The organism is Achromobacter agilis (assembly GCF_900496965.1).
GTDB classification, from domain to species: Bacteria; Pseudomonadota; Gammaproteobacteria; order Burkholderiales; family Burkholderiaceae_B; genus Achromobacter; species Achromobacter agilis.
On record NZ_UFQB01000013.1, the window covers coordinates 61,070 to 87,416 of the forward strand.

The window sequence follows — 26,347 nt, forward strand, 5'->3', positions numbered from 1 at the left end:
GGCCCTATGCACGCAGCCCTGGGCGGCCGGGATTGTGGGGTATGGTTACGTGCGTCTGTCCGCCGGAGCCCATGGCAACGGCGCGGCATCGGCTGTATCCTGCGCGCTGCGAGCGCGTTCGCCGTCCAAGAACCATTCAAACGCATTTCCTGGAGAGACACATGAGCGACCCGAAAAAGCCCTGGCGGCTTGAAACCATTGCCGTGCATGGCGGCTATCGTCCCGATCCGACCACGCGGGCGGTGGCCGTGCCCATCTACCAGACGGTGGCCTACGCGTTCGACGACACGCAGCATGGCGCGGACCTGTTTGACCTTAAGGTGCCGGGCAATATCTACACTCGCATCATGAACCCCACGACCGACGTGCTGGAGCAGCGCGTGGCGGCCCTGGAAGGCGGCATCGCCGCGCTGGCGCTGGCCTCGGGCCAATCCGCGGTGACCTACGCGATCATGACGATCGCCGAAGCCGGCGACAACATCGTTTCCTCCAGCACGCTGTATGGCGGCACCTACAACCTGTTCGCGCACACGCTGCCGCAGTACGGCATCGCCACGCGCTTCGCCAACCCGTCCGACCTGGCGTCGTTCGAGGCGCAGATCGACGAGCGCACCAAGGCCATTTTCGCGGAATCCGTCGGCAACCCGCTGGGCAATATCACCGACATCGCGGCCCTGGCGGAACTGGCGCATCGCCATGGCCTGCCGCTGATCGTCGACAACACCGTGCCGTCGCCGTACCTGCTGCGTCCGATCGAGCACGGCGCCGACATCGTGGTGCAGTCGTTGACCAAGTACCTGGGCGGCCACGGCACGAGCCTGGGCGGCGCCATCATCGATTCGGGCAAGTTCCCGTGGGCCGAGCACAAGGCGCGCTTCAAGCGCCTGAACGAGCCGGACATCAGCTACCACGGCGTGGTCTACACCGAAGCCTTCGGCGCGGCGGCCTACATCGGCCGGGCGCGGGTGGTGCCGCTGCGCAATACCGGGGCGGCGATCTCGCCCTTCAACGCGTTCCAGATCCTGCAAGGCATCGAGACGCTGGCCCTGCGCGTGGACCGCATCGTCGAAAACGCGGTGAAGGTCGCCGGCTACCTGCGCGAGCATCCGAAGGTCGAGTGGGTGAATTACGCGGGCCTGCCGGACCACCCCGACCACGCGCTGGCGCAGAAGTACCTGGGCGGCAAGGCGCCGGGCCTGTTCACGTTCGGCGTGAAGGGCGGCCGAGAAGCCGGCGCGCGCTTCCAGGACGCGCTGCAGTTGTTTACCCGCCTGGTCAACATCGGCGACGCCAAGTCGCTGGCCACGCATCCGGCCTCCACCACCCACCGCCAGCTCAATCCGGAAGAGCTGCAGAAGGCGGGGGTGCGCGAGGAAACGGTGCGCCTGTCGATCGGCATCGAGCACATCGACGACCTTCTGGCCGACCTGGACCAGGCGCTGGCGCGGGCGTAGGCGCATGGGGCCGCATGACCGCGGCCCTTACTGCCCGGCCTATTTGCGGACGGGTCTGCCGCCGGCCGGGCAGATCAGCTCGCGCAGCTTGCGCTGCACCGGATCGTGCGCGATCGGCGCGTTCCGGATACCCGCGGTAGGCAGGGACTCTATCAGCTTGCCGGTGGCGTTTTCGCCCGCGTAGTGCAGGGTGTGGTCCACGGTATAGGTGTCGGCGTCGCAGTTCAGGGTGACCGGCTGGGTCACTGAACGGTACGACTGCCCGTTGGTTTCGGAAATCCGAGGCTGGGCGTAGAACCAGGCCACGGTCACGGCCATCACGGCCGGCGGATTGGACAGCGGCTTGATCGAGGCGGTGTCATAGAACACGCCCGGCATGGCCTGCGGATCCAGCGGCACCCATTCCGGGCCGCCGAACAGCATGCCGGCAGGACCCGGGTCGCGGGGCACCACGTTTACCGCGCAGGCGCCGGGCGGTACCGGATCGCCTTCTCGCACGGTGATGGTTTCGCAAGCGCCGGGCTGGGCGGCCGCGGCGGCGGAAGTCCATGCGACTGCGGCCAGCGCGGCGAGGGCGCGTCGGAATCTTGCGTGCCTTGCGATCATGGGGACGTTCCGTTCGGTAAGCAACGGCCATGGCCTGGCGGACTGCCTGGCAGCCATGGGATGTTCCTGATCATACCGGCGGAGAGGGCGCTTGGGCGCCTCTTTCGATGGAAAGCGGCTTCAGGCCGCCAGTACGTATTCCGGATAGCGTTTACAGATCTCGGCCACCTGGCTGAGCGTGCCTGACAGATGCTCGCGCAGTACCTGCTGGGCGCGTTGCGGATCCTGGGCGACGAGGGCGTCGAGCAGGCGCTGGTGATCGTCCAGGATACGCTCGGCCTTGCCGGCCTCCGGGAGGTGCAGGCGGCGCAGGCGGTCCAGGTGGCCGCTGTAGCGCTGCTCCAGTTCCCACAGCCGGGTCACGCCGGCCGCGTCGTGCATGTCGCGGTGGAACGCCTGGTCGGCGTTGATGAATTGCTGGTACTGGCCGCTGGCGTGGCTGGCGCGCTGCAGTTCGATGCTGGCCTGCAGGCGCAGGAACAGCGCCGGGTCGGGCCGCTGCGCCAGCATCTGCACGATTTCGAGTTCGAGCGAGCGCCGCAGGAAATGCGCCTCGCGGGCCGCCGCGATATCGATGCGGCTGACCACTGTCGTGTGCTGCGGATAGATCTCGACCAGGGCTTCTTCCGCCAATCGCATCAGCGCATCGCGTATGGGGGTCTGGCTGAGGCCGTAGGTGTCGGCCAGCGTAACCCGCGACAGCGGCGCGCCGGGGGCGAGTTCCAGGGAGACGATCTGTTCGCGCAGGTGTTCGAAGACCTGGGGCGCCGCGTGGCGCGAGCGGTCGAGTCGGAGCTTTGGGCTGGGCATCGGGAGGCGCGAAAGGCAGGGCCACGAAAATGTAGAAGACCCAGTGTAGCGGGTTTTCACCTAGCTGACGCACTAATACATTAGTGTTTAAATGGCTTCATCGACATTCCGTTCAACCGCCGCACCTTATGAAACGTTCCTACGAAAGCCTGCGCAGCGCCGCCTGGATGGCCAAGGACGATCTGCGTTCCTTCGGCCACCGTTCCCGCATGATGCAGATGGGCTATGGCCCCGACGATTGGGCGGGCCGCCCCATCATCGCCATCGTCAACACCTGGTCCGACCTGAATCCCTGCCACAGCCATTTCAAGCAGCGGGTGGAGGACGTCAAGCGGGGCGTGCTCCAGGCGGGCGGCTTTCCCGTGGAGCTGCCCGCCATCTCGGTGTCGGAATCCTTCGTCAAACCGACCACCATGCTGTATCGCAACTTCCTCGCCATGGAAACCGAGGAATTGCTGCGCAGCCACCCGGTGGACGGCGCGGTTCTCATGGGCGGCTGCGACAAGACCACGCCCGGGCTGATCATGGGCGCGATCAGCGCCGGGCTCCCCTGTATCTATGTGCCGGCCGGTCCCATGCTGCGCGGCAATTGGAAGGGCAAGATCCTGGGGTCGGGCTCGGACGCGTGGAAGCTCTGGGACGAACGGCGCGCGGGCAAGATCACGCAGGCGCAATGGACCGAAGTGGAGGGCGGCATCGCCCGCAGCTACGGCACCTGCATGACCATGGGCACGGCCAGCACCATGACCGCCATCGCCGAGACCATCGGCATGACGCTGCCCGGCGCGTCCTCCATCCCCGCCGCGGACGTGAACCACATGCGCATGTCGGCCGAATGCGGCCGGCGCGCGGTGGAGATGGTCTGGGAGGACCTGACGCCGCAGCGCATCCTGGGCGCCGCGTCCTTTAAGAACGCCATCAACGTGGCCATGGCCATGGGATGCTCGACGAACGCCATCGTGCACCTCGTCGCCATGTCGCGCCGCGCGGGCTGCGCCGTCGGCCTGGACGACTTCGACGTCGCCAGCCGCAAAGTGCCCGTGATCGCCAACATCCGGCCCAGCGGCGACACCTACCTGATGGAAGATTTCTACTACGCGGGCGGGCTGCCGGCGCTGATGTCGCGCCTGCACGGCCACCTGGATCCGTCGGCCATGACCGTCACCGGCAAGACGCTGGGAGAGAACATCGCCGGCGCCGAGGTCTACAACGACGATGTGATCCGCACGCTGGAGACGGCCATCTACGAAGAAGGCGCGCTGGCCGTGCTGCGCGGCAACATCGCGCCCGATGGCTGCGTCATCAAGCCCAGCGCCTGCGCGCCGCAGTACTTGCGGCATACCGGGCCCGCGCTGGTGTTCGACGACTATCCCAGCATGAAGGCTGCCGTCGACGACGAAAACCTGGACGTCACCGCCGACCACATCATGATCCTGCGCAACGCCGGCCCGCAGGGCGGCCCGGGCATGCCGGAATGGGGCATGCTGCCCATCCCCACCAAACTGGTGAAGCAGGGCGTGCGCGACATGCTGCGCCTGTCTGACGCGCGCATGAGCGGCACCAGCTATGGCGCCTGCATCCTGCATGTGGCCCCGGAAAGCTATATCGGCGGCCCGCTGGCGCTGGTCAGGACGGGCGATCTGATCACCGTGGACGTGCCGGCCCGCAGCATCCACCTGAACGTCAGCGACGAAGAACTGACGGCGCGCCGCGCCGCCTGGACGCCGCCGCCCAAGCGCTACGAGCGCGGCTACGGCTGGATGTATTCCAAGCACATCCTGCAGGCCAACGACGGCTGCGATTTCGATTTCCTGGAAACCGGATTCGGCGCGCCCGTGCCCGAACCCGAAATCTTCTGAGTTCGCAGGCGGGTCTGGTCCCGCTTCCGATCCGCTTCTTTTGCGTCGTATTCCGTCGCCCCTAGACCCCGGAGCCATCGTGTCCCAAATGAATCCCGAAACCCGCGCCCGCCTGGCCGGCGTCAGCACCGCCACGCTGTGCACCGCCTTGTTCAAGCGCGGCCTGCGCAACCAGTTCATCCAGGACGTGCGTCCATTGAACGCGTCGCTGCCCAATATGGTGGGCCCGGCCTTCACTTTGCGGTACATCCCCGCGCGCGAGGACCTGAACACCATCAAGGTATTCGAAGACCGCTCGCATCCGCAGCGCGTCGCGGTCGAGACCTGCCCGGAAGGCGCGGTGCTGGTCATGGACAGCCGCAAGGACGCGCGGGCGGCGTCGGCCGGTTCCATCCTGGTGACGCGGCTCATGAAGCGCGGGGTGGCCGGCGTGGTGACGGACGGCGGCTTCCGCGATTCGCCCGAGATCGCGGAACTGGGTTTCGCCGCCTACCACCAGCGTCCTTCCGCGCCGACCAACCTGACCCTGCACCAGGCGCTCGACATCAATGCGCCCATCGGTTGCGGCGACGTGGCGGTGTTCCCCGGAGATATCGTGGTGGGCGACCGCGAGGGCGTCGTGGTGATTCCCGCCAACCTGGCCGACGAAATCGCGTCCGAAGCGGTGGAAATGACCGCCTTCGAGGACTTCGTGACCGGCCAGGTGCAGCAGGGCGCGTCCATTCTTGGGCTGTACCCGCCCACCGATCCGGGCACCCGGGACAAATTCGCCGCATGGCGCAAAGAACAGGGCCGTTGAGCCTTGCCGCCGGCGCCGCCGGCATTCCAGACCGATAACGAGAGGCAGGAGACAACCATGAATACGCAACGACGCGGCGCGCTGGCCGCGCTGCTGGGCGCCGCCGTGCTGGGCACGCTTGCATTGCCCGCGCGCGCGGCCGACTGGCCGGCGCAAAAACCCATTTCCTATGTGGTGCCGTTCACCGTCGGCGGTTCGACCGACGTGGTGGGCCGGGTGCTGGCGCAGAAGCTGGGCGACCGCCTGCACCAGAACGTCATCGTGGAGAACAAGCCGGGCGCGGCCGGCGGCATCGGCGCGACCTACGTGGCCAAGGCGCCGCCCGACGGCTACACCCTGTTCGGCGGCACCATCAGCACGCACGCGATCAACGCCAGCCTGTACAAGAACCTGAAATACGACCCGGTCAAGGATTTCGAGCCGGTTTCGCTGATCGCCTACCTGCCCAACGTGCTGCTGGTGGATCCGAATCTGGGGGTGAATTCGGTGGCCGACCTTATCGCGCTGCTCAAGCGCGACCCGAGCAAGCGCACCTTCGCGTCCTCCGGCGCGGGCACCTCCACGCACCTGGCGGGCGAACTCTTCTCCGGCATGATCGGCGTGCCGCTTACGCACGTGCCATACAAGGGGACGCCGCCCGCGATGGTGGACGTGTCTTCGGGAGCGGTGACCTTCATGTTCGACCAGATGACGGCGGCGCTGCCGCTGTTGCAGACGGGTAAGCTCAAGCTGCTGGCCGTCACCACCAAGGACCGCATCGCGCTGGCGCCCGAGGTGCCGACCATGCAGGAAGCCGGGGTGCCGGGCTTCCAGATGGCGTCCTGGCAGGCCGTGTATGCGCCCAAGGGAACGCCCAAGCCCATCCTGGACAAGCTGGCCCAGGAGATCGCGCTGATCCTGAAAGAGCCCGACGTCCAGGAAAAGCTGGGCAAGACGATGGGAATGGAGCTGGTGGGCAGCACGCCCGAGCAGTTGCGGGACCTGATGGCGACCGAGATCCCGCGCTGGGCGGAAGTCGTCAAGAAGTCCGGCGCAACCGTCGAGTAGGCCGCGGGGTTGGCGGGCGCGGCGCGTCCGCAGCCGTTCAGGGCGATACGCTCAGGGCTTCAGATTCAGCTTGGGCACCAGCGCCTTGAACGCCTCTTCCTGGCGCGCCACGTCGGCCGCGAATTGCGGCTGGTCGGCGTAGGAGGGCGTCAGGCTCTGTTTGCGCATCAGGGCCTGGAAGTCCTGGGACTGCGCCACCTGGCGGGCCGCGGCCCGCCATTTTTCCACCACGCTCGCGGGCGTCGCCTTGGGCACGCCGATGCCGCGCCAGACGCTGAATTGCAGGTCCGCGCCTTTCTCTTTCATTGTCGGCACGCCCGGCAGATTGTCCAGCCGCTTCGGCGCCATGACGGCCAGCGTGCGCAGCTTGCCGGTTTCGACGTGCTGCTGCAACTCGGCGTAGGCCACCGTGGTGGCCTGCACGTCGCCCGCCAGCAGGCCCATGATGGCGGGCGCCGATCCCTGGTAGGGCACATGCACGAACTTCACGCCGGCCTGCTCGCCCAGCGCAGCCGCCGCCATGTGCGGCACGGTGCCGATGCCGGCGTTGGACACGGCGATGCGTTCGGGGTGCTTCCGGGCGTCGTCCAGGAATTCCTCCACCGTCTTCCAGGGCGCGTCTGCGCTCACCGTTACCGACGACGGGTCGTCGGTAAAGCGGGCCACGGGCTGGAAGTCGCCGACCGTGGTCTTGCCTATGCCCATCAGGGGCACCACCAGCATTTCCGGCGTCATCAGGACCAGCTTGTAGCCGTCGGGCTGGGCGTTGGCGACGTAGGCCCAGCCGATGGAGCCGCTGGCGCCGGGCTTGTTGATCACCACCGTGGGCTGCGCCATCATGGGCGGGCGTACCGCTTCGGCGATGGCGCGCGCGGTGTTGTCGCTGCCGCCGCCGGGCTGGTAGGCGACCACCAGTTCCATCGAGCGGGCGGGGTAGTCTGCGGCATGTGCGGCGGACAGGACGGAAACTGCGGACAGGGCGCTGATGGCCAGCGCGGACAGGCGGAAGGGGCGCATGGTGGCGGCTCCGGTATCAGTAGCCCAGGGCGGACAGGTCCGCGAGCGTCTGTTTGGTGATGGCGATCGTGCGTTCGCGTTCGGCGCCGGCCAGGTCCAGGCGCGGCGGTTTCACGGTTTCGGCGCTGCCGGTGATCAGGTGTTCGGCCAACTTGATGTGCTGAACCAGCTTGACCACCGTGTCCAGGTGGTACAGCGGCGTCAGCGCCGCGTACAGCTTGCGGGCGCGCACGTAATCGCCTTCGACGGCCAGCTTCAGCAGGTCCACCGAGGCCCTGGGCAGCGCGTTGGCCATGCCCGAGACCCAGCCGGTCACGCCCAGCGCGGCGCTCTCCAGGATCAGGTCGTCCACGCCGCAGACCACGGCAAGCCGGTCACCGAAGCGCGTGATCAGGTCGGTGACCCGGGTAGTGTCGTAGGACTCCTCTTTGATCGCGACGATGGTCGGCTCTTCCAGCAGCTCGGCCACGAGGTCGGGCGTCAGGTCCACGCCGTAGCCGCGCGGGTTGTTATAGAGCAGGATGGGCAGGGCGCTGGCGCGCGCCACCTCACGGTAGAAGGCCACCGTCTCGCGGCCGTCGGACTTGTAGGTCAGGCCCGGGAACACCATCAGCCCGTCCACGCCGATGCGCGCGGCTTCCTGCGCGAAAGCGACGACACGCGCGGTGCCGGTCTCCGCCACGCCCGAGATCACCGGCACCCGTCCAGCCACGGTCTGCACGGCGGTGCGCAGCACTTCCAGTTTCTCTTCGGGCGAGAGCTGGGCGTTTTCGCCCACCATGCCCATCATCACGACGCCGCTCACGCCGTTCTCGATCAGGCGTTCCAGGCCGTGGCGGATGGCGTCGAGGTCCAGCGAAAAATCGGGTTTCAGCTTGGTGGTGACGGCGGGGAATACGCCTTGCCATTGAATGTTCATGCTGCGGCTCCTGATACGGGATCCGCCCAGGTCGGAGTGGGCGGATATTGGTTATTGGATATTGGATCCAAAAATATGGGGCTTAAAAAAACGAGGCGCGAGCCTCGGGCCGTTGCTCGGCGAGCTTCGGCTTGAACTGGATCATGGATCCAATATACTCACATTAAACGGGCTGCGGGCACCGGCTGTCTCTCGGGGTTTTCCTGGGCATGGCGGATCCGGTTGCGGCGGTCCGACGCCGTGCGGCGCCCGCCGCGCGGCCCAACCAGGCAGGTTTTACGTGTCCCAGAATTCGCCGCTTTCCGCTACCGTTCCGTCCCGTCCCCAGGCTGGCTCCGCCGGCCGCCTCGTCCGCAAGACCGCCGTCGAACTGGTGGTCGACGAGCTGCGCGACCGCATCCTGTCGGGCGCGATTCCCCCCGGTTCCGCGTTGCGCCAGGAGTTGCTGGCCGAGGAATTGGGAGTAAGCCGCCTGCCGGTGCGCGAGGCCATCCGCCAGCTCAGCGCCGAGGGCCTGATCGACATGATCCCGCACCGCGGCGCCTATGTGTCCATGCTGTCGCGCGCGGAGGTGCAGGAGTTCTTCGACATCCGCCTGCGGTTGGAGCCTTGGTTGCTGCGCCTGGCCGTGTCTCAGCACCGCCCCGAGGACCTGGACGGCGCGGCGAGGATCGTGGCGCAGATGGATAGTGCCGAACCGGAGCAGTGGGGCCGGCTCAACTGGCAACTGCATGAGCAGCTGTACCGCGCGGCGCAGCGGCCGGCGGCGCTGGCCATGGTGCGCGCCCTGCACGAAAAATCCGAACGTTATTTCCGCTTCCAGATCGTCAACGCGCCGATCCGCCAGCAGGCCCACGACGAACACAGCGAACTGATCGCGCTGGCCCGGCAGGGCCGGGCGGAACAGGCCGAAGCCGTGCTGGAGCGGCATATCGGCGAGGCCGCCGAGCAGATACTCGCCATCGTCGACCATCTGCTGGATGCGTCGGCCCTGCAGGAACAGAACTAGACATCCAGCTCCAGCGTGCCGCAGCCGCGCGACACGCAGACCATCATGCTGCGGCTGGCGGCGCGTTCCTCGTCGCTGAGCACGTAGTCGCGGTGGTCGACTTCGCCCGAAAGCACGCCGGCTTCGCAGCTGCGGCACAGACCTTCCCGGCAGGAATAGGGCCAGGCGACGCCGGCGGCTTCCAGCACGTCCAGCACGGATTTGTCCGCGGGAACGTCATGGCAGCCGCCGCTGCGGGCAAGCCGGACCTTGAAGGCCGCGCCGGGCCCGGAGGCGGCGGGCGCGCCGGCCGCGAAGCGCTCGAAGTGCACGCGGGCAGCGGCGATGCCGCCGCGTTCGCAGGCAGCGGCCACCGCCTCCATCAACGGGGCGGGCCCGCAGCAATAGACATGCTGGCCCGGCGCCCGCCGCGCCTCCAGGTACGCGTCCAGGTCGCAGCGCGCGCCGCCTTGTTCGCCGTCCACGTGCAGATGGACGCGCTCGCCGTGAGGGGCCAGTTCGGACAGGTAGGCGGCGGCATCGCGGTCGCGCACGCAGTACAGCAGCCGCCAGGGCTCGCCGCGCATGACGCAGGCGTGGATCATGCTCAGGATGGGGGTGATACCGATGCCCCCCGCGATGAAGAGGTGGCTGGCGGCCTGCGCATGCAGGCCGAACAGCTGCCTGGGTTCGCCGATGTCCACCCGCTCGCCCGCGCGCAATTGCTCATGGATGTAGCGCGAGCCGCCGCGCGAGTCCGGCGCCAGGCCGACGCCCAGCCGATAACAGTCCCGCTCTGCCGGACTGCCGCAAAGGGAGTACTGCCTGAGCAGGCCGTTGCCCAACGCCACGTCCACGTGCGCGCCGGCCTCGAAGGCGGGCAGCATGGCGCCGTCGGGATCGCGCAGTTCCAGGCCGATGACGCCCCGCGCTTCGTGCACGATGCGGCTAATCACTAGCTTTCTCATGTCAGGCCGCCGTTTGCGCCGGACGGGCGCCGGTTGCGGAGGCTGCGGCCTGCTGCTGCTCTTGCTCGACGCGGCGGGCCACGACCCAGCGGAACTGGGACAGCGCGGCGTCGATGGACAGTGGCACCATCTTGAAATCCGGCGCTAGCGACAAGGAGCGCTGCTGCGCGGTGATGATGTCGCGGTCTTCGTCGAAGGCTGCCACCACGCTCTGGTGGATGGACGCGGTGACCTCGGGCTGGTCGATCGAGAAGTTGTGCGGATGCGCGAAGAAATAGTGGGTCGACGTCGCGGTCTCCGGCGTCAGCGCCTGGCAGCCCCGGAACTCGATCGCGCCGTCGCGCTTGCCGTCCTGCGCGCCCGCGCCGGCGGGCGCCATGCCCGAGTCCATCAGCAGGATGCCGGGCAGCGTGAAGTTGTAGATGTTCCAGCGGTCCACCGGGCCGGCCCATTCGCGGACTTTCTTCGCGAAGGCGGGCGCCTCGGTGTTGAGCGTCCAGCGGGTGATGCGCACGCCGTCGGGCAGCCGGTCGACCTTGGGCGAGATCGATGCGTAGTCCTCGCTGCCGCCCAGGGTGCTCGGGTGCACGAAGGGCAGGTGCGAGAAATCGAGCAGGTTGTCGGCGATCAGCAGGTAGTTGACGTCATAGTGGATGTAGCCGTCCTGGCTGCGCCAGTCGGGATGATCCAGCCATTGCGTGTCCGGGATCAGGCCGGGATCCGCGCGCTCCGGGTCGCCCATCCAGATCCAGATCCAGCGGTGCCGCTCCATCACCGGGAAGGTCCGGACCCTGGCCTGCGGCGGAATGCGCCCCTGTGCCGGCGCTTCGACACAGGCGCCGGAAGGATCGAACTTCAGGCCGTGGTACATGCAGCGCACGCAATCGCCTTCGCGCCGCCCGACCGACAGGGGCGCGCCGCGGTGGCAGCAGCGGTCTTCCAGCGCCACCAGCCGGCCTTCGCTGTCGCGGTACATCAGCACGGGCACGCCGATGATGGTGCGCGAGAACAGGCCGTCGGCGCCGACTTCCCGGTCCCAGGCGGCGACGTACCAGGTGTTGTTGATGAACATGGGTGAACTCCTCTGTTTACTTGACGTAGCGCCAGGCGCCGTCCTTGATCTGCACCATGACCGCGGCGCGTTCGTCGTAGCCGACATGGTCGGTGGGCGACATGGTGGATACGCCCTGCGAGGTCACGGCGTCGCGGGTGGCTTCCAGCGCGTCGCGCAGGCCCGAGCGGAATGCCGGCGTGCCCGGCTTCGCCATGGGCAGCGTGGCCTGCAGCGCCCGTTGCAGCACGATGCCCGCGTCCCAGGCGTTGGCCGCGAACACCGACATGGAGTCCTTGCCGTGGGCGGCTTCGTAGCGCTGCGTCAGATCCAGGGCGACCGCGCGTATCGGGTTGGATTCGTCCAGCTGGCTGGCGACCACGACCGGGCCCACGGCGAACAGCGCGCCCTCGGCATCCTTGCCGGCAATGCGCAGAAATTCGCGGTTGGCGATGCCGTAGGTCTGGTAGATGCGGCCGGCATAGCCGCGTTCGCGCAGGGACTTCTGCGGCAGCGCGCCGGGCGTGCCGGAGGCCGCCACGATGACCGCGTCCGGTTTCGCGGCCAGCAGTTTCAGGGCCTGCGCCGTGACGCTGGTGTCGGTCTTCACATAGCGCTCGGTGGCGGCCAGCTTGATGCCCGCGCGTTCGGCCTGGGCGGAGACCTCGGCCAGCCAGCTGTCGCCGTAGGCGTCCGCGAAGCCGATAAAGCCCAGCGTCTTTACGCCGGCGGCCTTCATGTGCGCGACGGTGCCGGCCACCATCAGGTTCTCGTTCTGCACGACCTTGAACACCCAATGGCGCTGCGCATCCATGGGCTCGACCAGCTTGGACCCGGCCGCCAGGCTCATCAAGGGCACCTTCTTCTCGTGGGCGATGGGCAGAAGGGTCAGGGTCGCGGGAGTGACCGAGGTGCCCAGCACCACGTCCACGTTGTGCTCGTCGACGAGGCGGCGGAAGGCGCGGGCGGCGCCGGTGGCGTCCGAAGCGTCGTCCAGCACGATGTAGCGGATCGTCTCGCCCGCGACCTCTCGCGGCAGCAGGTCGATGGCGTTTTTGGCCGGGCCGCCCAGCGAAGCGGCGGGACCGGTCAGCGACAGGATGACGCCGACGCCGATATCGGCGGAGGCGACGCTACAGGACAGCAGGGCGCACGAAACCAGCACCGCGCGCACGGGGCGTAGAAGGGGCTTCAAGATGTTGTCTCCTTGTGGAAACGCCGATCTGCGCGGCGTTTGACAAGAAGATAGAGAGCGGCGGAATATGCGTCAATGTCATGTAGCTGATTCTGGAAATGCACAATATGCATAACGAAAAGCTGGACTTGAATCTGCTCGCGGTGTTCGACAGCCTGATGCGCGAGCGCAGCGTGACCCGCGCGGGGGAACAGCTGGGCCTGTCGCAAAGCGCCATGAGCCATGCTGTGAATCGCCTGCGCGCCTTCTTCGACGACCCGCTATTCGTGAAGACCGGGCAGGGCATGCAGCCCACGCCCAAGTCCGAGAGCCTGGCGCCCACCATCCTGGCGCTGATGGCGACGATACGCGGGCAGGTGCTGTCGCAGGCGCAGTTCGATCCGGCCTCGGCCATGCGCGTGTTCACGCTGTGCATGACGGACATGGGGGAGCTGGTGTTCCTGCCGCCGCTGATCGAGCGGCTGCGCGAATTGGCGCCGCATTGCACCCTGCGCACGCGCCAGGTGCCGCTGCCGCAGGTGGAACCGCTGCTGGCGTCGGGCGAGGTGGATCTGGTGCTGGGGTCGCTGCGCGCCGCGCCGCAGGGCCTGTTCCAGCAGCAGTTGTTCATGCACCGTTTCGTGACGCTGGTCAGCGTGAAAAACAAGGAAGTGGGCGACGAGATGACGCTGGAGCAATTCCAGCGCATGCCGCAGATCGTGGTGACGTTGGCGGGCCGGTCGTCCGAAGCCTATGACAGCGCGCTGGAGGAGCAGGGCGTCAAGCGCAACATCTTCCTGTCAACGCCGCACTTCCTGGTGGTGCCCTTATTGCTGGACCGGCATCCGGACCTGATCGCCACCGTGCCGCAGGAGCTGGGCAATGTGTTCGGCGCCTATGGGGTGGTCAAGGTGCTGGAGCCGCCGCTGCCGCTGCCGTCTTTCGCGCTGCGCCAGCACTGGCATCCGCGCTTTCACCAGGACCCCGCCATCATCTGGCTGCGGGAACTGGTGAAGGACACGTTCGACGGCTATCCCTGGGACGGTGCGCGCGGAAAGCGGCATGGGGCCTGAGCCGTCGCCTCGCAGGCTCAGTTGATCTTGATGTTGCGTTCCTTGACCAGCGTCTTCCACTGCGCCGTTTCGCGGCCCAGGTAATCGCGCAGTTCCTCGGGCGAGCCGCCGATGGACTCGGCGCCGATCGAATCCAGCGTGGCGCGCACCTTCGGGTCCGCCAGCGCCTGGCGCATGGCCGTGTTCAGCTTGGTGACGACCTCGGGCGGGGTGCCCGCCGGTGCAAAGGCCGCGAACCAGGGCATCAGCTCGTAACCGGGCAGGCCGCTCTCGGCGATGGTGGGCACGTCGGGCAGGGCGGCCGAGCGCTTGCTCGTGGTCACGCCCAGGGCGCGCAGCTTGCCCGCCTCGATGTGGGGCTTGGCCGAGGTGATGCTGTCGAACATGTAGTCCACCTGTCCGCCGAGCAGGTCGGCGATGGCCGGACCGCTGCCCTTGTAGGGCACGTGCAGCATTTCCACGTTGGCCATGGAAAGGAACAGTTCTCCCGCCAGGTGGATGGACGTGCCCACGCCCGCGGAGGCGTAGGTGTAGTGATCGGGCTGCGCCTTGGCTTTCGCGATCACGTCCTGCACGCTGGTTGCGCCGGTGCGGGCGGGGTTGGTGACCAGCACGTTGGGCACCACGGCCAGCAGCGAAATGGGGGCGAAGTCCTTGATCGGGTCGTAGTTCAGGTCCGCGTACAGCGCGGGATTGACCGCCATGCCGTTGGCGACGATCAGGATGGTGTAGCCGTCGGGCTTGGCGCGGGCCACGCTGGCCGCGCCGATATTGCCGCCCGCGCCCGCGCGGTTCTCGACGATGAAAGAGGTGTTGAGCTGCTTGCCCATCGATTCGCCCAGGGTGCGGGCGATGCTGTCCATGGCGCCGCCGGGCGGGAAGGGCACGATCCATTTGACGGGGCGTTCGGGGTAGCCGTCCGCCCGCGCGGCCGTGGCGCCGCCCAGCATGGCCAGGCCCGCGCAGGCCAGGGCGAAGGTGTTGAGTACGTGACGCAAGCGCATGATTGTCTCCGTAGTGCTTGAATTATTGTGGTGCGGCGCCGAGGGCGCGCGCGGTCCTGCCAGGGCTTAGCGGTCCCGGCGGTAGAAGGACAGTTTGTCCTCGTCCAGCGTCAGTCCGAGGCCGGGGCCGTCGGGCAGTTCCATTTCAAAATCCGAATACCGCGGCGGATTGGCGACGATGTCGTCTTTCAGCAGCAGCGGGCCGAATAGCTCGGTGCCCCAGGACAGGCGCGGCAGGCATGCGAAGCCGTGGGCGGAAGCGATCGAGCCGACCGAGCCTTCCAGCATCGTGCCGCCATAGAGCGACATGCCGGCCGCGTCGCCCACGGCGGCGGTGCGCAGCATTTCGTGGATGCCGCCCGACTTGGAGATCTTCAGCGCCAGCACGTCGGCGGCGCCCAGCCGCGCGATGTCCAGCGCGTCCTCGGGGCCGTTCAGCGCTTCGTCCGCCATGATGGGCACGACGAACCGCGCCGCCAGGCGGGCCATGCCGGCCAGGTTGGCGCGGGGGATGGGTTGCTCGATCAGGTCCACGCCGGCCGCTTCCAGCCGGGCGATGGCGCCCGCCGCGTCGGCTTCGTTCCAGGCCTGGTTCACGTCTACGGTCACGCGGGCGCGGTCGCCCAGCGCCTGCTTGATGCGCGAGACGTGAGCCACGTCGTCCGAAACGGCGCGCCGGCCTACCTTGAGCTTGAAGGTATTGTGGCGGCGGCTTTGCAGCAGCGATTCGGCTTCCTCGATATCGCGGACGGTATCGCCGCTGGCCAGGGTCCACAGCACCGGCAGGCGGGTGCGCACCGCGCCGCCCAGCAGCGTCGACACGGGCACGCCCAGGCGTTTGCCCTGCGCGTCCAGCAGTGCGCTTTCCAGCGCCGATTTCGCGTAGCGATTGCCGCGCGCCACGGACGCCAGACGGTACATGGCCGCGTGGATGTTGGCGGCATCCAGGCCGGCCAGGGCCGGCGCCAGGTAGGTGTCGATGGCCAGCTTGATGCCCTCCGGGCTTTCCTCGCCATAGGCCAGGCCGCCGATGGTGGTGGCTTCGCCGATGCCTTCGATGCCGTCGCTGCAGCGCAGGCGCACGATCACCAGCGTCTGGCGTTGCATGACTGCCATGGCCAACTGGTGGGCGCGGATCGTCGGCAGGTCCACCAGGATGGCCTCGACGGAGAGAATGCTTGCCTGATTCATACTTTTTCAGCTAGAGGTTCTACGATAACGGCAGTATGGCTTGCATTTTCGCCCGGAGTCCAAGACTATATGGGTTCCAATTAATACCTTTATGGTCTGAATAGGTCATGCAACTGAGGTATCTGCGCTATTTCCAGGCCGTCGCGGAAGAGGGCAGTTTCACGCGCGCGGCCGCCAGGCTGCACATGGCCCAGCCGCCGTTGAGCCGCCAGATCCGCCAGTTCGAGGAAGAATTGGGCGTGCAGCTGTTCGAGCGCACGACGCGGGCGTTGCGCCTGACCGATGCCGGCCGCTTCCTGCTGGAACAGTCGCGCGTGCTCACGGTGCGCCTGGAAGAAGCGCTGGAAGGCACGCGCAGGATGGGGCAGACGCAGCGGCGCTGGTTCGGCATCGGCTTCGTGCCCTCCACGCTGTACGGCTTCGTGCCGGAGCTGATCCGCCAATTGCGCGCCGCGGATCCGCAGGTCGAGGTCGGCCTGGCGGAAATGACCACCTTGCCGCAACTTGAGGCGCTCAAGGCGGGCCGCATCGACCTGGGCATCGGCCGCATCCTGCTGGACGATCCGGCTATCGAGCGCCGCGTGCTGATGACCGAACCGCTGATGGCCGCGGTGCCGCTGCACCACCCGCTGGCGGGCTTGCCGCGGGTGTCGGTCGAGCGGCTGGCGCAGGAACCCTTCGTGCTGTATCCGGCGCGTCCACGGCCGAACTTCGCGGACCACGTGCAGGGGCTGTTCCGCGCGGCGGGGCATGCGGTCCAGGTGGTGCAGGAGGCCAATGAATTGCAGACCGCCATCGGCCTGGTCGCCGCGGGGCTGGGCGTGAGCGTGGTGCCGGCCTCGGTGCAGCGCCTGCAGCGGCAGGATGTGGCGCACGTGCGCATCGACGCCGACGCCTTCGTGTCGCCCGTGATCGTCAGCTACCGCAAGGACGATGCGTCGCCGTTCCTCGAGCGCGCGCTGTCGCTGGCCGCCGAGCTGGCGCGCGCGCCGGGCTAGCGCCGCGCGGCCGCCTGGCTTTCCCTTTCGCCGATTGTTGTTGCCGGGGCAACACCGTGCGTCCGCGCGCGGATCTACTGCCGCGCGGCGCGCGCCGATACGATCTGTGCTCATCATCGCCGGTTTTGCCGCAGTCCACCGCAGGCGCGGCTTCGGCGAACATCGCAAACATCCGCCAGCGCGCTTTCGGAGCGCCGCCGGGCCGGGCACAGGAACGATCGAGGAGAACGCCATGCTGTCCCACGAACTGATCGCGCAATATGGCGCGCTGGCCGTGTTCCTGAATGTGCTGGGGGCCTCGCTGGGGCTGCCGCTGCCGGTGATGCCGACCCTGGTGGCCGTCGGGGCGGGCAGCGCGGCGGCCGCGCATGACCTGTCTTCGGTGCTGCCGCAGTACGCGCTGATGCTGGGCGCCGCCATCGGCGGCGGCCTGCTCGGGGACCTGGTCTGGTTCCAAGGCGGACGCCGCTACGGCGGGCGCACGCTGCACGCCGTCTGCACGCTGTCGCCGTCCCGCGACCGCTGCATCAGCAAGACTGAAGGATTCTTCGAGCGCTGGGGCGTGCGGCTGCTGTTCGTGGCGCGGTTCGTGCCCGGACTGGCGCTGGTCGCCGTGCCGCTGTGCGGCGCGATGGCGGTCAGGCTGCGCACCTTCATCTGGCACGACTGCGCGGGCGTCGCCCTGTGGGCGTCGGCGGGCCTGGTCGTCGGCGCGGCCTTTGCGGCGCAGATCAAGGCGATGGTCCGGCTGGCGTCCCGCCTGGGCTGGCCGGCGCTGGCCATCAGCGCCGCCGCCGTGGCGGCCTGCGTCCTGTACCGCTACTGCCGGCGCACCGTGCTGGCGAAGGCGCGCGAACAGGCGGTGATCGTCGCGGGCCAGCCGGCCGGCGGGCAATAGCGGGCCGCCAGGAAACGGCCGGCGGCATTTCCAAAGGAGTCCACATCATGCATCTGGGCAAATCCTACCGGCTGTCCGAATTCGTCTTCTGGACCCGCCGAAAGATCTACGTCCTGCTGGCGCTGAGCGCCGTGCCGGTCCTGCTGTATCAGGTGCTGGGGTTGAAGTGGCTGACGGTGCCGCTGCCGGTGGTGACCTTGCTCGGCACGGCCACCACGTTCGTGGTGGGCTTCAAGAACGTGCAGACGTACACCCGCACGCTGGAGGCGCAGAAGACCTGGATGGCGATCGTGAGCGCCAGCCGGTTCTGGGGCGTGATCAACCGGGAGTACGTCGAGGACCCCGGCCGGGCGCGCGGGCTGGTGGACCGGCACTTCGCGTGGCTGACCGCGCTGCGCCACCAACTGCGCAGCGCCCGGGTATGGGAAACGACGGACAGCGCGTGCAACGCCGAATACCGGAAACACTACGCCATACCGGAAAGGCTGCATCCGCTGGATGTGGAACTGTCGCGCTATCTGCCGCCGGAAGAGCTGCGGGCGCTGGCCGGGGCCGATGGCAAGGCGGTGCAGCTGCTGGGCCTGCAGGGGCGGGCGGTCCGGCGCCTGCTGGCTGAAGGCGCCATCAGCGCATCCGAGTACGCGGAGCTCAACAGCCGCATTCGCGACTTCCTGGACTTGCAGGGCCAGGCCGAGCGCATCAAGAATTTCCCCTATCCGCGCCAATACGCCATCATCAACACCTTTTTCGTGCGTTCCTTCTGCCTGTTGCTGCCTTTCGGGCTGATCGGCGAATTCGACCGCCTGAACCAGAGCGTCACCGGTGTGATGCGCGGCGAAATGATCTGGCTGGTCGTGCCGTTCAGCGCCATGATCTCGTGGATTTACACCTCGCTGGAGCAGGTGGGGGAAAGCACGGAAAACCCTTTCGAAGGTGGGGCCAATGATGTACCCATCAGCCACTTGAGCGCGCTGATCGAACGCGACGTCAAACAGATGCACGGACGTGCCGATCTTCCCGGCCTGCCGGCCGCGGAGGGCATCATGCTGTAGCGCGGGCGCGGCCTGCAAGGGCAAGGATCCGGGCGCTTGCCGTTTTCGGGGTGAGGCCGCAAAATAGCGCGCGTTCCCCGACCATTTCACGCCCCGGCGCGGGCGTCACCCATGACCGACCCCACCTGCCTGTTCAATCGCCATCGCGCGCGCCTGCACGCGATCGCCTACCGCATGCTGGGCGCCGTGGCGGAGGCCGAAGATGTGGTGCAGGACACGTGGCTGCGCTGGCACGAGGCCGATCCCGCCCGGCTGGACAATCCCGAAGCCTGGCTGGTGACGGTGGCTACGCGCCTGTCCATCGACCGCCTGCGCGCGGTCAAGGCGCAGCGGGAGAACTACGTCGGCATCTGGCTGCCCGAGCCCGTGCTGATGCCCGCGCCGGCCACGCCGGAAGAAATCCACGAATTCGCCGACGATGTTTCGGTGGCGTTTCTGTTCATGCTGGAGCGGCTGTCGCCGGAAGCCCGCGCGGCGTTCCTGATGCGCGAGGTCTTCGACGAGGATTACGCCGACATCGCGTACACGCTCGGCAAGACCGAGGCCGCCTGTCGCCAGTTGGTGCGGCGCGCAAAGCAGCAGTTGCAGCAGCAGGCCCCGCGCCGCGCCGTGTCGCGCGAAACGCATCTGCGCCTGATGCAGGGCTTTGCCGACGCCATGCGCCAGGGCGACTTCCACGGGCTGCATGCCTTGCTCAATGACGACGCCGAACTGATCGGCGACGGCGGGGGCAAGGTGCCCAGCTTCGCCAGCCTGGTGGGCGGCAAGCGGCTGGCGCAACTGTTCTATGCCGGCAAGCGGCGGTACGGCGACGATCTCCGGGTGGATGTGGAGCAGGTGAATGGCGAATGGACGCTGCTGCGCTTCATCGAGGGCGAGCTGGAATCGGTGCAATCATACGAGACCGACGGCGAAAGCATCGTCCGCGTGCTGGTGCAGCGCAACCCGGACAAACTGGCGCGCGTGGCTGCACGGCTCGCGCACGGCTGAGCCTCGCGCGGCGCATTGGTGCCGCGCGGACAACATCATGATCCCGCGCAGGGATCTACCGGCGCGTCGTCCGGTTTCCTACCATGGACCTGTTTCCACTCACCACCGAGGAAAAGGCCATGTTGAACATCATCAAAAAGGGATTGCCCTTCGTCGTCGCCAGTTCGCTGGCCGGCCCGCTCGCGCTTGCTGCGCCGCCACATCATGTCGCGGCGACGACGACCAAGCCAGCCGATCCCATCGTGACGGAATTGATGACCAAGGATCTGCCCGACATCGCCGACAAGGACGTGCTCATGATTACGGTGGACTATCCCCCGGGCGCGGCGGATCCGATCCACCGGCATGATGCGGACAGTTTCATCTACGTCCTGGAAGGCAGTATCGTGATGCAACTGCGGGGCCAGAAGGAAGTCACGCTGACCCCGGGGCAGACGTTCTACGAAGGGGCGAAAGACATTCACACGGTCGGGCGCAACGCAAGCCAGACCGAGCCCGCCAAGTTCCTGGTCCTGCTGATCAAGAAGAAGGGTTCTCCCGCAGTGCTGCCGGCGGAGTAGGCCCTTCGGTTTTTTTCCGGCGCGGCGTCACAAACCGGGCGGCTCGCACGTCTAAGGGGAATGGACACCAAAAATCCCCCCGCCGACGCGATCGCGTCCGCTGCCGCCGACCTCCTTTCCGCCTCGGGGGGAAGCCCGGGCACGGGCGCCGATTCGCTGGCGGATAGCTTCGCCACCAGCTATGCCGGTGTCGTGGCCTTCATCGCCGTCGCCTCGGAAGGCAATTTCGCCAAGGCGGGCGACCGCCTGGGCATCGGCCGCTCCGCCGTGAGCCGCAGCGTGCAGAAACTGGAAGACCAGTTAGGCGTCCGGCTCTTCGTGCGCACGACCCGCAGCACCTCGTTGACCCGGGAAGGCGAACGGTTCTACGAAAATTGCTTTCCGGGCGTCGAGCGCATCGTGCAGGCGCTGGACGATATGCGCGAACTGCGCGAGGGGCCGCCTTCCGGCCAGTTGCGGGTGTGTTCGACGGTGGGCTTCGGGCGCAAGATCGTCGCGCCCCTGCTCAAAGGCTTCCGCGTCGCCTATCCGGATATTTCGGTGGAATTGATGCTGGACGACGCGCCGACCGATTTCACGAAGGACCGCATCGACGTTTCGTTCCGCAACGGCCGCATGGAAGACAGCCAGGTGATCGCCAAGCAGCTGATTCCCATGCAGATGCTGCTGTGCGCCTCGCCCGCCTATGCCGCGGCCAATCCGCTGCCGCGCGAGGTTGAAGAGCTTTGCCAGCACCGCTGCGTGAATTTCCGGCTGGCGTCGGGCCGCGTCTACGAATGGGAATTCAAGGTGGGCGGCTATATGCGCAAGTTCGCGCCGCCGGCGATGCTGGCTTTCAACGATGCCGACCTGGTCCTGCAGGCCGTGCTCGATGGCGAGGGCATCGCCCAGATGGCCGGCTACCAGATCAGCGAGCACCTGCGCGCAGGCACGCTGGTGGCGTGCCTGCCGCAGTACTCGCCCGATGATCGCGGCCATTACCTCTGCTATCTGAGCCGCCAGCACCTGCCTGGGCGCATCCGCGTGTTCATCGACTACATGACCACGAATATCCGCGCGCTGGACCTGCAAAGCCTGGACAGCCAGCTGCTGAAGCGCCGTTAGGCCGGCAAGCCGCTATTCCGTCAGCACGACCACGCTGTGTATGCCTTGCCGCGCCATCTTGGAATAGGGGCACAGCCGCTCGGTATTGCGCACCAGCTCTTCGGCCACGGCGCGGTCCAGGCCCGGAAGGCGGATCGTGATGTGCGCGGCCAGCGCGTAGAGGCCGTCCACGGGATCGCGCCCGAACGTGATGGCCGCCTTGACCGTGGCGTCGGGAATCGTCAGGCCGGCCTTGGCGGCGAGCAGGCAGAGGGCGCCGTGGAAGCAGGCGGCATAGCCGGCCGCGAACAGTTGCTCGGGGTTGCTGCCTCCGCCGGGGCCGCCCAGTTCGGCCGGCAGCCGCAGGTCGACCTGGAGCGCGCCGTCGTCGGAGCGCGCAATGCCGGAAGCCCGGCCATGCGCGGCTTCGCCGCCCTCCACGGTGACGGTGGCGGTATAGAGAGGTTGGAATTCTTCCCCACGGTACTTCTCCAGCAGGGTAAGGGGGGGAGGTTGCAGTTTGCTCATGAGTGTCCCGTCGGGCCGGTTCCCGGGGAAAATGGCGGCGGCGGTTGCCGAAGCCGCCATTTTCTCCCAGTTCGCCCTTATTTCTTTGCGTTGGCGCTGCTGAACCACGTTTCGAAGCCGACTTCGCCGAGGCGCGGGCCGGGGCCGGGCACCAGGGTATCGTCTTCCAGGAGGGCGCCAAAGTAGCGTGCCTGCTCGTCCGCCACGACCTTGCGCGCGTCGCCGGTCTTGAGCAGATAGCGTTGCACGAGGTCTGCCAGACGGACCCGTTCGGGCCCGGCGATTTCGATGATGCCGTTTACCGGCGCGGCCAGCGTGGCGTCGGCCATGGCCAGGGCTACGTCGTCGGAGGCGATCGGCTGCACGTAGGCGGGCGACAGGCGGATTTCGTCGCCAACGGTGCCGGATTGCACGATGCCGCCCAGGAACTCGAAGAACTGGGTGCTATGAACGATGGTGTACGGAATCGAGGCGGCGGTGATCAGCTTCTCTTGCGCGATCTTGCCGCGGAAGTAGCCGCTTTCGGCCAGCCGGTGCGTGCCTACCACGGACAGCGCCACGTGATGGCGGACGCCGGCCGCGGCCTCCGCCGCCAGCAGGTTGCGGCCCGAGGTCTCGAAGAACTCGAGCACGGCGCGGTCCTCGAACGAGGGCGAATTGGCGACGTCCACCACCACGTCGACCCCGGCCAGCGCTTCGGCCAGGCCTGCTCCCGTGATGGTGTTCACGCCCGTGGCGGGCGACGCGGCGATGGCTTCGTGACCGCGTTCAACCAGGATCTTGACGAGCTTGGAACCGATCAGGCCGGTTCCGCCGATGACGAGGATTTTCATGACGGTCTCCTTAGTCCAGCTTGGCTTTGTCCAGGCCGTAGGCCTTGTCGGCCGAGCCCGGGACGGAGCGGAAGCCCACGTTGAGGCGATTCCACCCGTTGATGGACATGATCGCGAAGCTCAGGTCCGAGATCTCTTTTTCCGACAGCTCCGAGCGCACGCGCTCGTAGACCTCGTCGGGCACGCCCTGGACGGGCAGGTGGGTCAGGACTTCGGTCCAGGCCAGGGCGGCGCGCTCGCGGGGCGAGAACAGGGTGGATTCGCGCCAGATGGCGACATGATGCAGGCGCAGTTCGCGCTCGCCGTGGATCTTTGCCTGCTTCACGTGCATGTCCAGGCAAAAACCGCAGCCGTTCATTTGGGATGCCCGGATCTCGACGAGATGCAGGATCGACGATTCGATGGTGCCCGACTGCAGAAGCATGCCGAATTCGACGAACTTCTTGAACAGTTCAGGGGATTGCGCGAAGGCGTTGACGCGTTGGCTCATGGTGATTCCCTCGGTAGGTTTGACGCCGCCCGCAGGGCGGGCCGAAGAGTACGTTGCAGGCGTTCAGGCAACGTACAAATCGTAGGCGTCGGGGAAATCCGGCGGTAGACGCGGCGAGGGGATCACCATGTTGCCTGCGCGGCACCAATCCTGCGCGCAAGGTGGCGCCGCGGTCTTCCCAGGCTTACTTGTCCAGCCAGGGGGCCGCCTGCCACAACTTCCGGAACTCGGCTTCGCCGGCGGCCAGTTCCTGGGCGTAGGCGGCCGGCGGCAGGTAACGCAGGGGAGCGTACATATCGCGGGCCTTGGCCTGGAACCCGGGGTCGTCCACGGTGCGTTTGACGGCGTCTACCAGCTTCGCACGCACCGCCTCGGGCAGGCCCTTGGGCGCGGCCAGCCCGCGCAGCGACGCCAGCTCGACGTCGTAGCCCTGTTCCTTGAACGTCGGCACGTCGGGCAGCTCCGCCGCGCGAGCCTTGCCCATCTGCCCGAGGAAGCGCAGCGGCGTTCCGCCCTTCTGGTATTGCAGCGCTTCGCCCACGTTGATCGCGCCGGTGGTGATTTCACCGCCGGCCAAGGCGCCGCGCACTTCGCCGGCGCCCTTGTAGGGAATATGGCTGAGCGTCGTGCCGGACGCGCGTTCGAAACGCAGCATGGCCAGGTGGTCGTCCGAGCCGGTGCCCGTCGTGCCGACGGTGGCCTTGCCGGGATTCTGCCTGGCGTAGGCGGACAAGTCGGACAGGGTCTTCAGCGGGCTGTCCTGCAGCACGGTAAAGGCGCCCGGATCGTCGATCAGGTTGCCCAGCAGGTCGTAGCTCTGCCAGCTGAAGCCGGATTTGCGCTCGATCGGAATGGTCAGCAGGTTCGGCGTGTTGATGAAGCCGATGGTGTAGCCGTCCGGCTGGGCGCGGGCCAGCTCGGTAAAGCCGATGGCGCCGCCCGCGCCGGGGCGGTTCAGCACCACGATGCGCGCATCTCCGCCCAGGTATTTCTGCAAGAAAGGCGCCATCATGCGCGCAACCAGGTCCGTGCCGCCGCCCGGGCCGTAGGACACGATCAGGTTGATGGGACGCTCGGGGTAGCCGGCCGCCTGCGCGGCGCCGGCGTAGAGGGCGGTTGCCGCCAGCAGGGCGGTCAGTGCGCGCAGCGTGCGGCGCTTGGTGCGGTGGTGCATGGTTGTCTCCTGTGGGATGGGTTCGGCGGCTGGCTGCCGCGCTGTTATTTCAGGTTTGCGATGCGTTGCGCGGCGGCCGGCCAGGCCTCGGGGTTGATCAGCTGCGGCGGCCGTTCGCCGCGCAACATGGTTGCGAGCTGCGTGGCGGAGGAGCGGGCAACGTTGCGCCGCGCTTCGTGGGTGACGCCGGCCGTATGGAAGGTGGCGACCACGTTGGCCAGGCCCAGCAGCGGCGCGTCGCGGCCGGGCGGCTCCTGTTGCCAGACGTCCAGCCCCGCGCCGCGCAAGTGGCCGCCGCGCAGCGCGTCGTACAGGGCGGCTTCATCGTGGATGCCCCCGCGCGCGGTCGAAATGAACACGGCGCCGGGCTTCATGGCGGCGAAGGCGCGGGCGCCGAACAGGCCGCGCGTGGAGGCGTCCAACGGGCAGTGCAGGGACACGAAATCGGATTCGGCCAGCAGCGCGTCCAGGCCGGCGGGCTCGGCGCCGCGGCTGCGGATGGTGTCCGCGTCCAGCAGCGGGTCGTGCGCCAGCACGCGCAGACCAAAGCCTTGCGCGATGCGGGCGACGCGCGTGCCGATCTGGCCCAGGCCCACCAGGCCAAGGACGCCGCCATGGATTTCGTGGCCCATCAGGTCTTCGCGGCTGAAGCCCGTGTCGTGGCGCAGGCGCTGATGCGATTCGACCACCCGGCGCTGCACCGCCAGCAGCAGCGCGTAAGTGTGTTCGGCCACCGAGGCGGCGTTGCCGCCGGCCTGGTTCACCACGGCGATGCCTGCCGCCGTGCAAGCGGCCACGTCGATCGTGTCATAGCCCGCGCCGCCGGACGACACGCATACGAGATCGGGGCATTGGGCGATCAGTTCGGCCGTGACGAACCATTGCCGGGGCAGCTCGTCCTTGGCCGCCGACACGTGATAGGCATGGGCGGTCCGCAGCCCGGCCAGGGTGCGGGCATCGTCGCCCCGCGCGGGCAGCACCGACAGCGCAACGCCGGGCGTTGCGCCGATGATCTGGTCGAACACGGGATTGAGCCACAGGTCCAGCCGGCACAGGCGGGCGGTGCTTGCGGATGCCGGGCCGTTCACAGCACGCCCCGGGTCTTGAGGGCGGCGTCGACCCAGCCGCGGTCCAGCGCGCCGCGCTCGATGTCCTGGAGGATCTTCGCTTCGGATTCAGCGATGGCGCGTACCCGCGCGGCGATGGCCGGGGCTTCATGCGGGCGGATCGCCAGCAGGCCGTCGGCGTCGCCGATCAGCAGGTCGCCGGGCAACACGACCATGCCGTCCACCGTGACGGGTACGTTGATCGCGCCGGGACCGTCTTTGTAGGGGCCGCGGTGCGCCACGCCGCGCGCATAGATGGGGAAGTCGCCCGCCGCCAATGTTTCGCTGTCGCGGATGGCGCCGTCGATCACGAAGCCGGCCAGTCCGCGCTTGGCGGCCCAGCCAGCCATGATTTCGCCGATGATCGCGTTGCTCATGTCGCCGCCCGCGTCCACGACGATCACGTCGCCGGGCTGCGCGGCGTCGATGGCCTTGTGCACCATCAGGTTGTCGCCGGGGCGGGTGCGCACGGTGTAGGCGCGGCCCAGTATCCGGCGGGTGCGGTGCATGGGGCGCAGCGCCGAGGTGCCCGTGCCCCGGCTCATCGCATCGCTGATGTTGGCCACCGCCAGGCCGCGATAGGCGAGCAGGGTTTCGCGATCGGGGCCGGCGGGGCAGTCTTGCAGGGTGAATCCAAAATCCGGCATGGTGCCTTGTCTCCAGGGTTGCTTTGGG

27 protein-coding genes are annotated in these 26,347 nt (G+C 67.7%); 12 read left to right on the plus strand and 15 right to left on the minus strand.

From position 1 onward, the window contains the following. Window positions 1-161 precede the first annotated feature (161 nt). Window positions 162-1,454: an O-acetylhomoserine aminocarboxypropyltransferase/cysteine synthase family protein gene (locus AGI3411_RS16330; protein WP_129528418.1), complete on the plus strand. Its 1,293-nt coding sequence runs from the start codon at window positions 162-164 to the stop codon at window positions 1,452-1,454. Between the two features lie 39 nt (window positions 1,455-1,493). On the opposite strand, the gene AGI3411_RS16335 is transcribed toward AGI3411_RS16330, so the two are convergent. Together AGI3411_RS16335 and AGI3411_RS16340 are read right to left on the minus strand one after the other, a co-directional pair. Further along, the gene (locus tag AGI3411_RS16335; RefSeq protein ID WP_129528419.1) at window positions 1,494-2,060 is read right to left on the minus strand and encodes a surface-adhesin E family protein; all 567 of its coding nucleotides are present in this window, start codon (window positions 2,058-2,060) and stop codon (window positions 1,494-1,496) included. 120 nt (window positions 2,061-2,180) lie between these two features. Beyond that, window positions 2,181-2,870, minus strand: a complete 690-nt coding sequence (locus AGI3411_RS16340) for a GntR family transcriptional regulator (RefSeq protein WP_129528420.1) — start codon at window positions 2,868-2,870, stop codon at window positions 2,181-2,183. Window positions 2,871-2,998: 128 nt separating this feature from the next. Between AGI3411_RS16340 and araD the strand changes: the two genes are divergently transcribed. The 3 genes from araD to AGI3411_RS16355 all read left to right on the plus strand — a co-directional run bounded on the left by araD (window position 2,999) and on the right by AGI3411_RS16355 (window position 6,575). Next, window positions 2,999-4,729: an L-arabinonate dehydratase gene (gene araD, locus AGI3411_RS16345; RefSeq protein ID WP_129528421.1), complete on the plus strand. Its 1,731-nt coding sequence runs from the start codon at window positions 2,999-3,001 to the stop codon at window positions 4,727-4,729. An 88-nt stretch (window positions 4,730-4,817) separates the two neighbouring features. Then, the gene (locus tag AGI3411_RS16350; protein WP_129528521.1) at window positions 4,818-5,528 is read left to right on the plus strand and encodes a ribonuclease activity regulator RraA; all 711 of its coding nucleotides are present in this window, start codon (window positions 4,818-4,820) and stop codon (window positions 5,526-5,528) included. 57 nt (window positions 5,529-5,585) lie between these two features. Next, window positions 5,586-6,575, plus strand: coding sequence for a Bug family tripartite tricarboxylate transporter substrate binding protein (locus AGI3411_RS16355; RefSeq protein ID WP_129528422.1), 990 nt, complete (start codon window positions 5,586-5,588; stop codon window positions 6,573-6,575). Between the two features lie 51 nt (window positions 6,576-6,626). On the opposite strand, the gene AGI3411_RS16360 is transcribed toward AGI3411_RS16355, so the two are convergent. Beyond that, a complete protein-coding gene (locus AGI3411_RS16360; RefSeq protein WP_129528423.1) occupies window positions 6,627-7,592 on the minus strand; it encodes a Bug family tripartite tricarboxylate transporter substrate binding protein in 966 nt (321 codons plus the stop codon). A 16-nt stretch (window positions 7,593-7,608) separates the two neighbouring features. Next, window positions 7,609-8,511: a dihydrodipicolinate synthase family protein gene (locus tag AGI3411_RS16365; protein WP_129528424.1), complete on the minus strand. Its 903-nt coding sequence runs from the start codon at window positions 8,509-8,511 to the stop codon at window positions 7,609-7,611. A gap of 280 nt (window positions 8,512-8,791) precedes the next feature. On the opposite strand from AGI3411_RS16365, the gene AGI3411_RS16370 reads away from it, so the two are divergent. Beyond that, window positions 8,792-9,520 (plus strand): GntR family transcriptional regulator, encoded by a 729-nt coding sequence (locus AGI3411_RS16370; RefSeq protein ID WP_129528425.1) that lies wholly within the window; start codon window positions 8,792-8,794, stop codon window positions 9,518-9,520. Here AGI3411_RS16370 and AGI3411_RS16375 read toward each other — a convergent pair. Genes AGI3411_RS16375 through AGI3411_RS16385 form a run of 3 tightly spaced genes read right to left on the minus strand, consistent with a single transcriptional unit; the run spans window position 9,517 to window position 12,713 of the window. Then, window positions 9,517-10,467: a PDR/VanB family oxidoreductase gene (locus AGI3411_RS16375; protein WP_129528426.1), complete on the minus strand. Its 951-nt coding sequence runs from the start codon at window positions 10,465-10,467 to the stop codon at window positions 9,517-9,519. The two genes, AGI3411_RS16370 and AGI3411_RS16375, sit on opposite strands and share 4 nt — an antisense overlap. A 1-nt stretch (window position 10,468) precedes the next feature. Further along, window positions 10,469-11,539, minus strand: a complete 1,071-nt coding sequence (locus AGI3411_RS16380; RefSeq protein WP_129528427.1) for an aromatic ring-hydroxylating dioxygenase subunit alpha — start codon at window positions 11,537-11,539, stop codon at window positions 10,469-10,471. Between the two features lie 16 nt (window positions 11,540-11,555). Continuing rightward, window positions 11,556-12,713 (minus strand): ABC transporter substrate-binding protein, encoded by a 1,158-nt coding sequence (locus tag AGI3411_RS16385; protein WP_129528428.1) that lies wholly within the window; start codon window positions 12,711-12,713, stop codon window positions 11,556-11,558. A 107-nt stretch (window positions 12,714-12,820) separates the two neighbouring features. On the opposite strand from AGI3411_RS16385, the gene AGI3411_RS16390 reads away from it, so the two are divergent. After that, window positions 12,821-13,765 carry a LysR family transcriptional regulator gene (locus AGI3411_RS16390; RefSeq protein ID WP_165359190.1) on the plus strand — a complete coding sequence of 315 codons (945 nt, stop codon included), beginning with the start codon at window positions 12,821-12,823 and terminating at the stop codon, window positions 13,763-13,765. Between the two features lie 17 nt (window positions 13,766-13,782). On the opposite strand, the gene AGI3411_RS16395 is transcribed toward AGI3411_RS16390, so the two are convergent. Together AGI3411_RS16395 and AGI3411_RS16400 are read right to left on the minus strand one after the other, a co-directional pair. After that, window positions 13,783-14,769, minus strand: a complete 987-nt coding sequence (locus tag AGI3411_RS16395; RefSeq protein WP_129528429.1) for a tripartite tricarboxylate transporter substrate binding protein — start codon at window positions 14,767-14,769, stop codon at window positions 13,783-13,785. Window positions 14,770-14,835: 66 nt separating this feature from the next. Further along, window positions 14,836-15,960 carry a muconate/chloromuconate family cycloisomerase gene (locus AGI3411_RS16400; RefSeq protein WP_129528430.1) on the minus strand — a complete coding sequence of 375 codons (1,125 nt, stop codon included), beginning with the start codon at window positions 15,958-15,960 and terminating at the stop codon, window positions 14,836-14,838. 107 nt (window positions 15,961-16,067) lie between these two features. Between AGI3411_RS16400 and AGI3411_RS16405 the strand changes: the two genes are divergently transcribed. The 6 genes from AGI3411_RS16405 to AGI3411_RS16430 all read left to right on the plus strand — a co-directional run bounded on the left by AGI3411_RS16405 (window position 16,068) and on the right by AGI3411_RS16430 (window position 21,562). Continuing rightward, the gene (locus AGI3411_RS16405) at window positions 16,068-16,958 is read left to right on the plus strand and encodes a LysR family transcriptional regulator (RefSeq protein WP_129528431.1); all 891 of its coding nucleotides are present in this window, start codon (window positions 16,068-16,070) and stop codon (window positions 16,956-16,958) included. Between the two features lie 232 nt (window positions 16,959-17,190). Then, complete coding sequence (locus AGI3411_RS16410) at window positions 17,191-17,856, plus strand: DedA family protein (RefSeq protein WP_129528432.1); 666 nt, start codon at window positions 17,191-17,193, stop codon at window positions 17,854-17,856. 47 nt (window positions 17,857-17,903) lie between these two features. Then, entirely contained in the window at window positions 17,904-18,908 is a 1,005-nt protein-coding gene (locus AGI3411_RS16415; RefSeq protein ID WP_129528433.1) for a bestrophin family protein, read from the plus strand. 111 nt (window positions 18,909-19,019) lie between these two features. Beyond that, complete coding sequence (locus tag AGI3411_RS16420; RefSeq protein ID WP_129528434.1) at window positions 19,020-19,898, plus strand: RNA polymerase sigma-70 factor; 879 nt, start codon at window positions 19,020-19,022, stop codon at window positions 19,896-19,898. Between the two features lie 119 nt (window positions 19,899-20,017). Further along, on the plus strand, window positions 20,018-20,458 hold the full coding sequence (locus AGI3411_RS16425; RefSeq protein ID WP_129528435.1) for a cupin domain-containing protein: 441 nt from the start codon (window positions 20,018-20,020) through the stop codon (window positions 20,456-20,458). A gap of 60 nt (window positions 20,459-20,518) precedes the next feature. Then, entirely contained in the window at window positions 20,519-21,562 is a 1,044-nt protein-coding gene (locus tag AGI3411_RS16430) for a LysR family transcriptional regulator (protein ID WP_129528436.1), read from the plus strand. A 12-nt stretch (window positions 21,563-21,574) separates the two neighbouring features. On the opposite strand, the gene AGI3411_RS16435 is transcribed toward AGI3411_RS16430, so the two are convergent. The 6 genes from AGI3411_RS16435 to AGI3411_RS16460 all read right to left on the minus strand — a co-directional run bounded on the left by AGI3411_RS16435 (window position 21,575) and on the right by AGI3411_RS16460 (window position 26,319). Continuing rightward, on the minus strand, window positions 21,575-22,069 hold the full coding sequence (locus AGI3411_RS16435) for an Ohr family peroxiredoxin (RefSeq protein WP_129528437.1): 495 nt from the start codon (window positions 22,067-22,069) through the stop codon (window positions 21,575-21,577). Window positions 22,070-22,146: 77 nt separating this feature from the next. Continuing rightward, window positions 22,147-22,902 (minus strand): SDR family oxidoreductase, encoded by a 756-nt coding sequence (locus AGI3411_RS16440; RefSeq protein WP_129528438.1) that lies wholly within the window; start codon window positions 22,900-22,902, stop codon window positions 22,147-22,149. A 10-nt stretch (window positions 22,903-22,912) separates the two neighbouring features. After that, complete coding sequence (locus AGI3411_RS16445; RefSeq protein ID WP_129528439.1) at window positions 22,913-23,392, minus strand: carboxymuconolactone decarboxylase family protein; 480 nt, start codon at window positions 23,390-23,392, stop codon at window positions 22,913-22,915. A gap of 184 nt (window positions 23,393-23,576) precedes the next feature. Continuing rightward, window positions 23,577-24,566: a tripartite tricarboxylate transporter substrate binding protein gene (locus AGI3411_RS16450; protein ID WP_129528440.1), complete on the minus strand. Its 990-nt coding sequence runs from the start codon at window positions 24,564-24,566 to the stop codon at window positions 23,577-23,579. A 44-nt stretch (window positions 24,567-24,610) separates the two neighbouring features. After that, window positions 24,611-25,654, minus strand: a complete 1,044-nt coding sequence (locus AGI3411_RS16455; protein WP_129528441.1) for a hydroxyacid dehydrogenase — start codon at window positions 25,652-25,654, stop codon at window positions 24,611-24,613. Further along, window positions 25,651-26,319: an RraA family protein gene (locus AGI3411_RS16460; protein WP_129528442.1), complete on the minus strand. Its 669-nt coding sequence runs from the start codon at window positions 26,317-26,319 to the stop codon at window positions 25,651-25,653. The genes AGI3411_RS16455 and AGI3411_RS16460 overlap by 4 nt, the downstream gene beginning before the upstream one ends. Between the last annotated feature and the right edge of the window lie 28 nt (window positions 26,320-26,347).

Coding starts and splice junctions, on each gene's coding strand:
- AGI3411_RS16330 (WP_129528418.1), top strand. CDS start 162: ATGAGCGACCCGAAAAAGCCCTGGCGGCTTGAAACCATTGCCGTGCAT.
- AGI3411_RS16335 (WP_129528419.1), bottom strand. CDS start 2,060: ATGATCGCAAGGCACGCAAGATTCCGACGCGCCCTCGCCGCGCTGGCC.
- AGI3411_RS16340 (WP_129528420.1), bottom strand. CDS start 2,870: ATGCCCAGCCCAAAGCTCCGACTCGACCGCTCGCGCCACGCGGCGCCC.
- araD (WP_129528421.1), top strand. CDS start 2,999: ATGAAACGTTCCTACGAAAGCCTGCGCAGCGCCGCCTGGATGGCCAAG.
- AGI3411_RS16350 (WP_129528521.1), top strand. CDS start 4,818: ATGAATCCCGAAACCCGCGCCCGCCTGGCCGGCGTCAGCACCGCCACG.
- AGI3411_RS16355 (WP_129528422.1), top strand. CDS start 5,586: ATGAATACGCAACGACGCGGCGCGCTGGCCGCGCTGCTGGGCGCCGCC.
- AGI3411_RS16360 (WP_129528423.1), bottom strand. CDS start 7,592: ATGCGCCCCTTCCGCCTGTCCGCGCTGGCCATCAGCGCCCTGTCCGCA.
- AGI3411_RS16365 (WP_129528424.1), bottom strand. CDS start 8,511: ATGAACATTCAATGGCAAGGCGTATTCCCCGCCGTCACCACCAAGCTG.
- AGI3411_RS16375 (WP_129528426.1), bottom strand. CDS start 10,467: ATGAGAAAGCTAGTGATTAGCCGCATCGTGCACGAAGCGCGGGGCGTC.
- AGI3411_RS16380 (WP_129528427.1), bottom strand. CDS start 11,539: ATGTTCATCAACAACACCTGGTACGTCGCCGCCTGGGACCGGGAAGTC.
- AGI3411_RS16390 (WP_165359190.1), top strand. CDS start 12,821: ATGCATAACGAAAAGCTGGACTTGAATCTGCTCGCGGTGTTCGACAGC.
- AGI3411_RS16395 (WP_129528429.1), bottom strand. CDS start 14,769: ATGCGCTTGCGTCACGTACTCAACACCTTCGCCCTGGCCTGCGCGGGC.
- AGI3411_RS16400 (WP_129528430.1), bottom strand. CDS start 15,960: ATGAATCAGGCAAGCATTCTCTCCGTCGAGGCCATCCTGGTGGACCTG.
- AGI3411_RS16405 (WP_129528431.1), top strand. CDS start 16,068: ATGCAACTGAGGTATCTGCGCTATTTCCAGGCCGTCGCGGAAGAGGGC.
- AGI3411_RS16410 (WP_129528432.1), top strand. CDS start 17,191: ATGCTGTCCCACGAACTGATCGCGCAATATGGCGCGCTGGCCGTGTTC.
- AGI3411_RS16415 (WP_129528433.1), top strand. CDS start 17,904: ATGCATCTGGGCAAATCCTACCGGCTGTCCGAATTCGTCTTCTGGACC.
- AGI3411_RS16420 (WP_129528434.1), top strand. CDS start 19,020: ATGACCGACCCCACCTGCCTGTTCAATCGCCATCGCGCGCGCCTGCAC.
- AGI3411_RS16425 (WP_129528435.1), top strand. CDS start 20,018: ATGTTGAACATCATCAAAAAGGGATTGCCCTTCGTCGTCGCCAGTTCG.
- AGI3411_RS16430 (WP_129528436.1), top strand. CDS start 20,519: ATGGACACCAAAAATCCCCCCGCCGACGCGATCGCGTCCGCTGCCGCC.
- AGI3411_RS16435 (WP_129528437.1), bottom strand. CDS start 22,069: ATGAGCAAACTGCAACCTCCCCCCCTTACCCTGCTGGAGAAGTACCGT.
- AGI3411_RS16440 (WP_129528438.1), bottom strand. CDS start 22,902: ATGAAAATCCTCGTCATCGGCGGAACCGGCCTGATCGGTTCCAAGCTC.
- AGI3411_RS16445 (WP_129528439.1), bottom strand. CDS start 23,392: ATGAGCCAACGCGTCAACGCCTTCGCGCAATCCCCTGAACTGTTCAAG.
- AGI3411_RS16450 (WP_129528440.1), bottom strand. CDS start 24,566: ATGCACCACCGCACCAAGCGCCGCACGCTGCGCGCACTGACCGCCCTG.
- AGI3411_RS16460 (WP_129528442.1), bottom strand. CDS start 26,319: ATGCCGGATTTTGGATTCACCCTGCAAGACTGCCCCGCCGGCCCCGAT.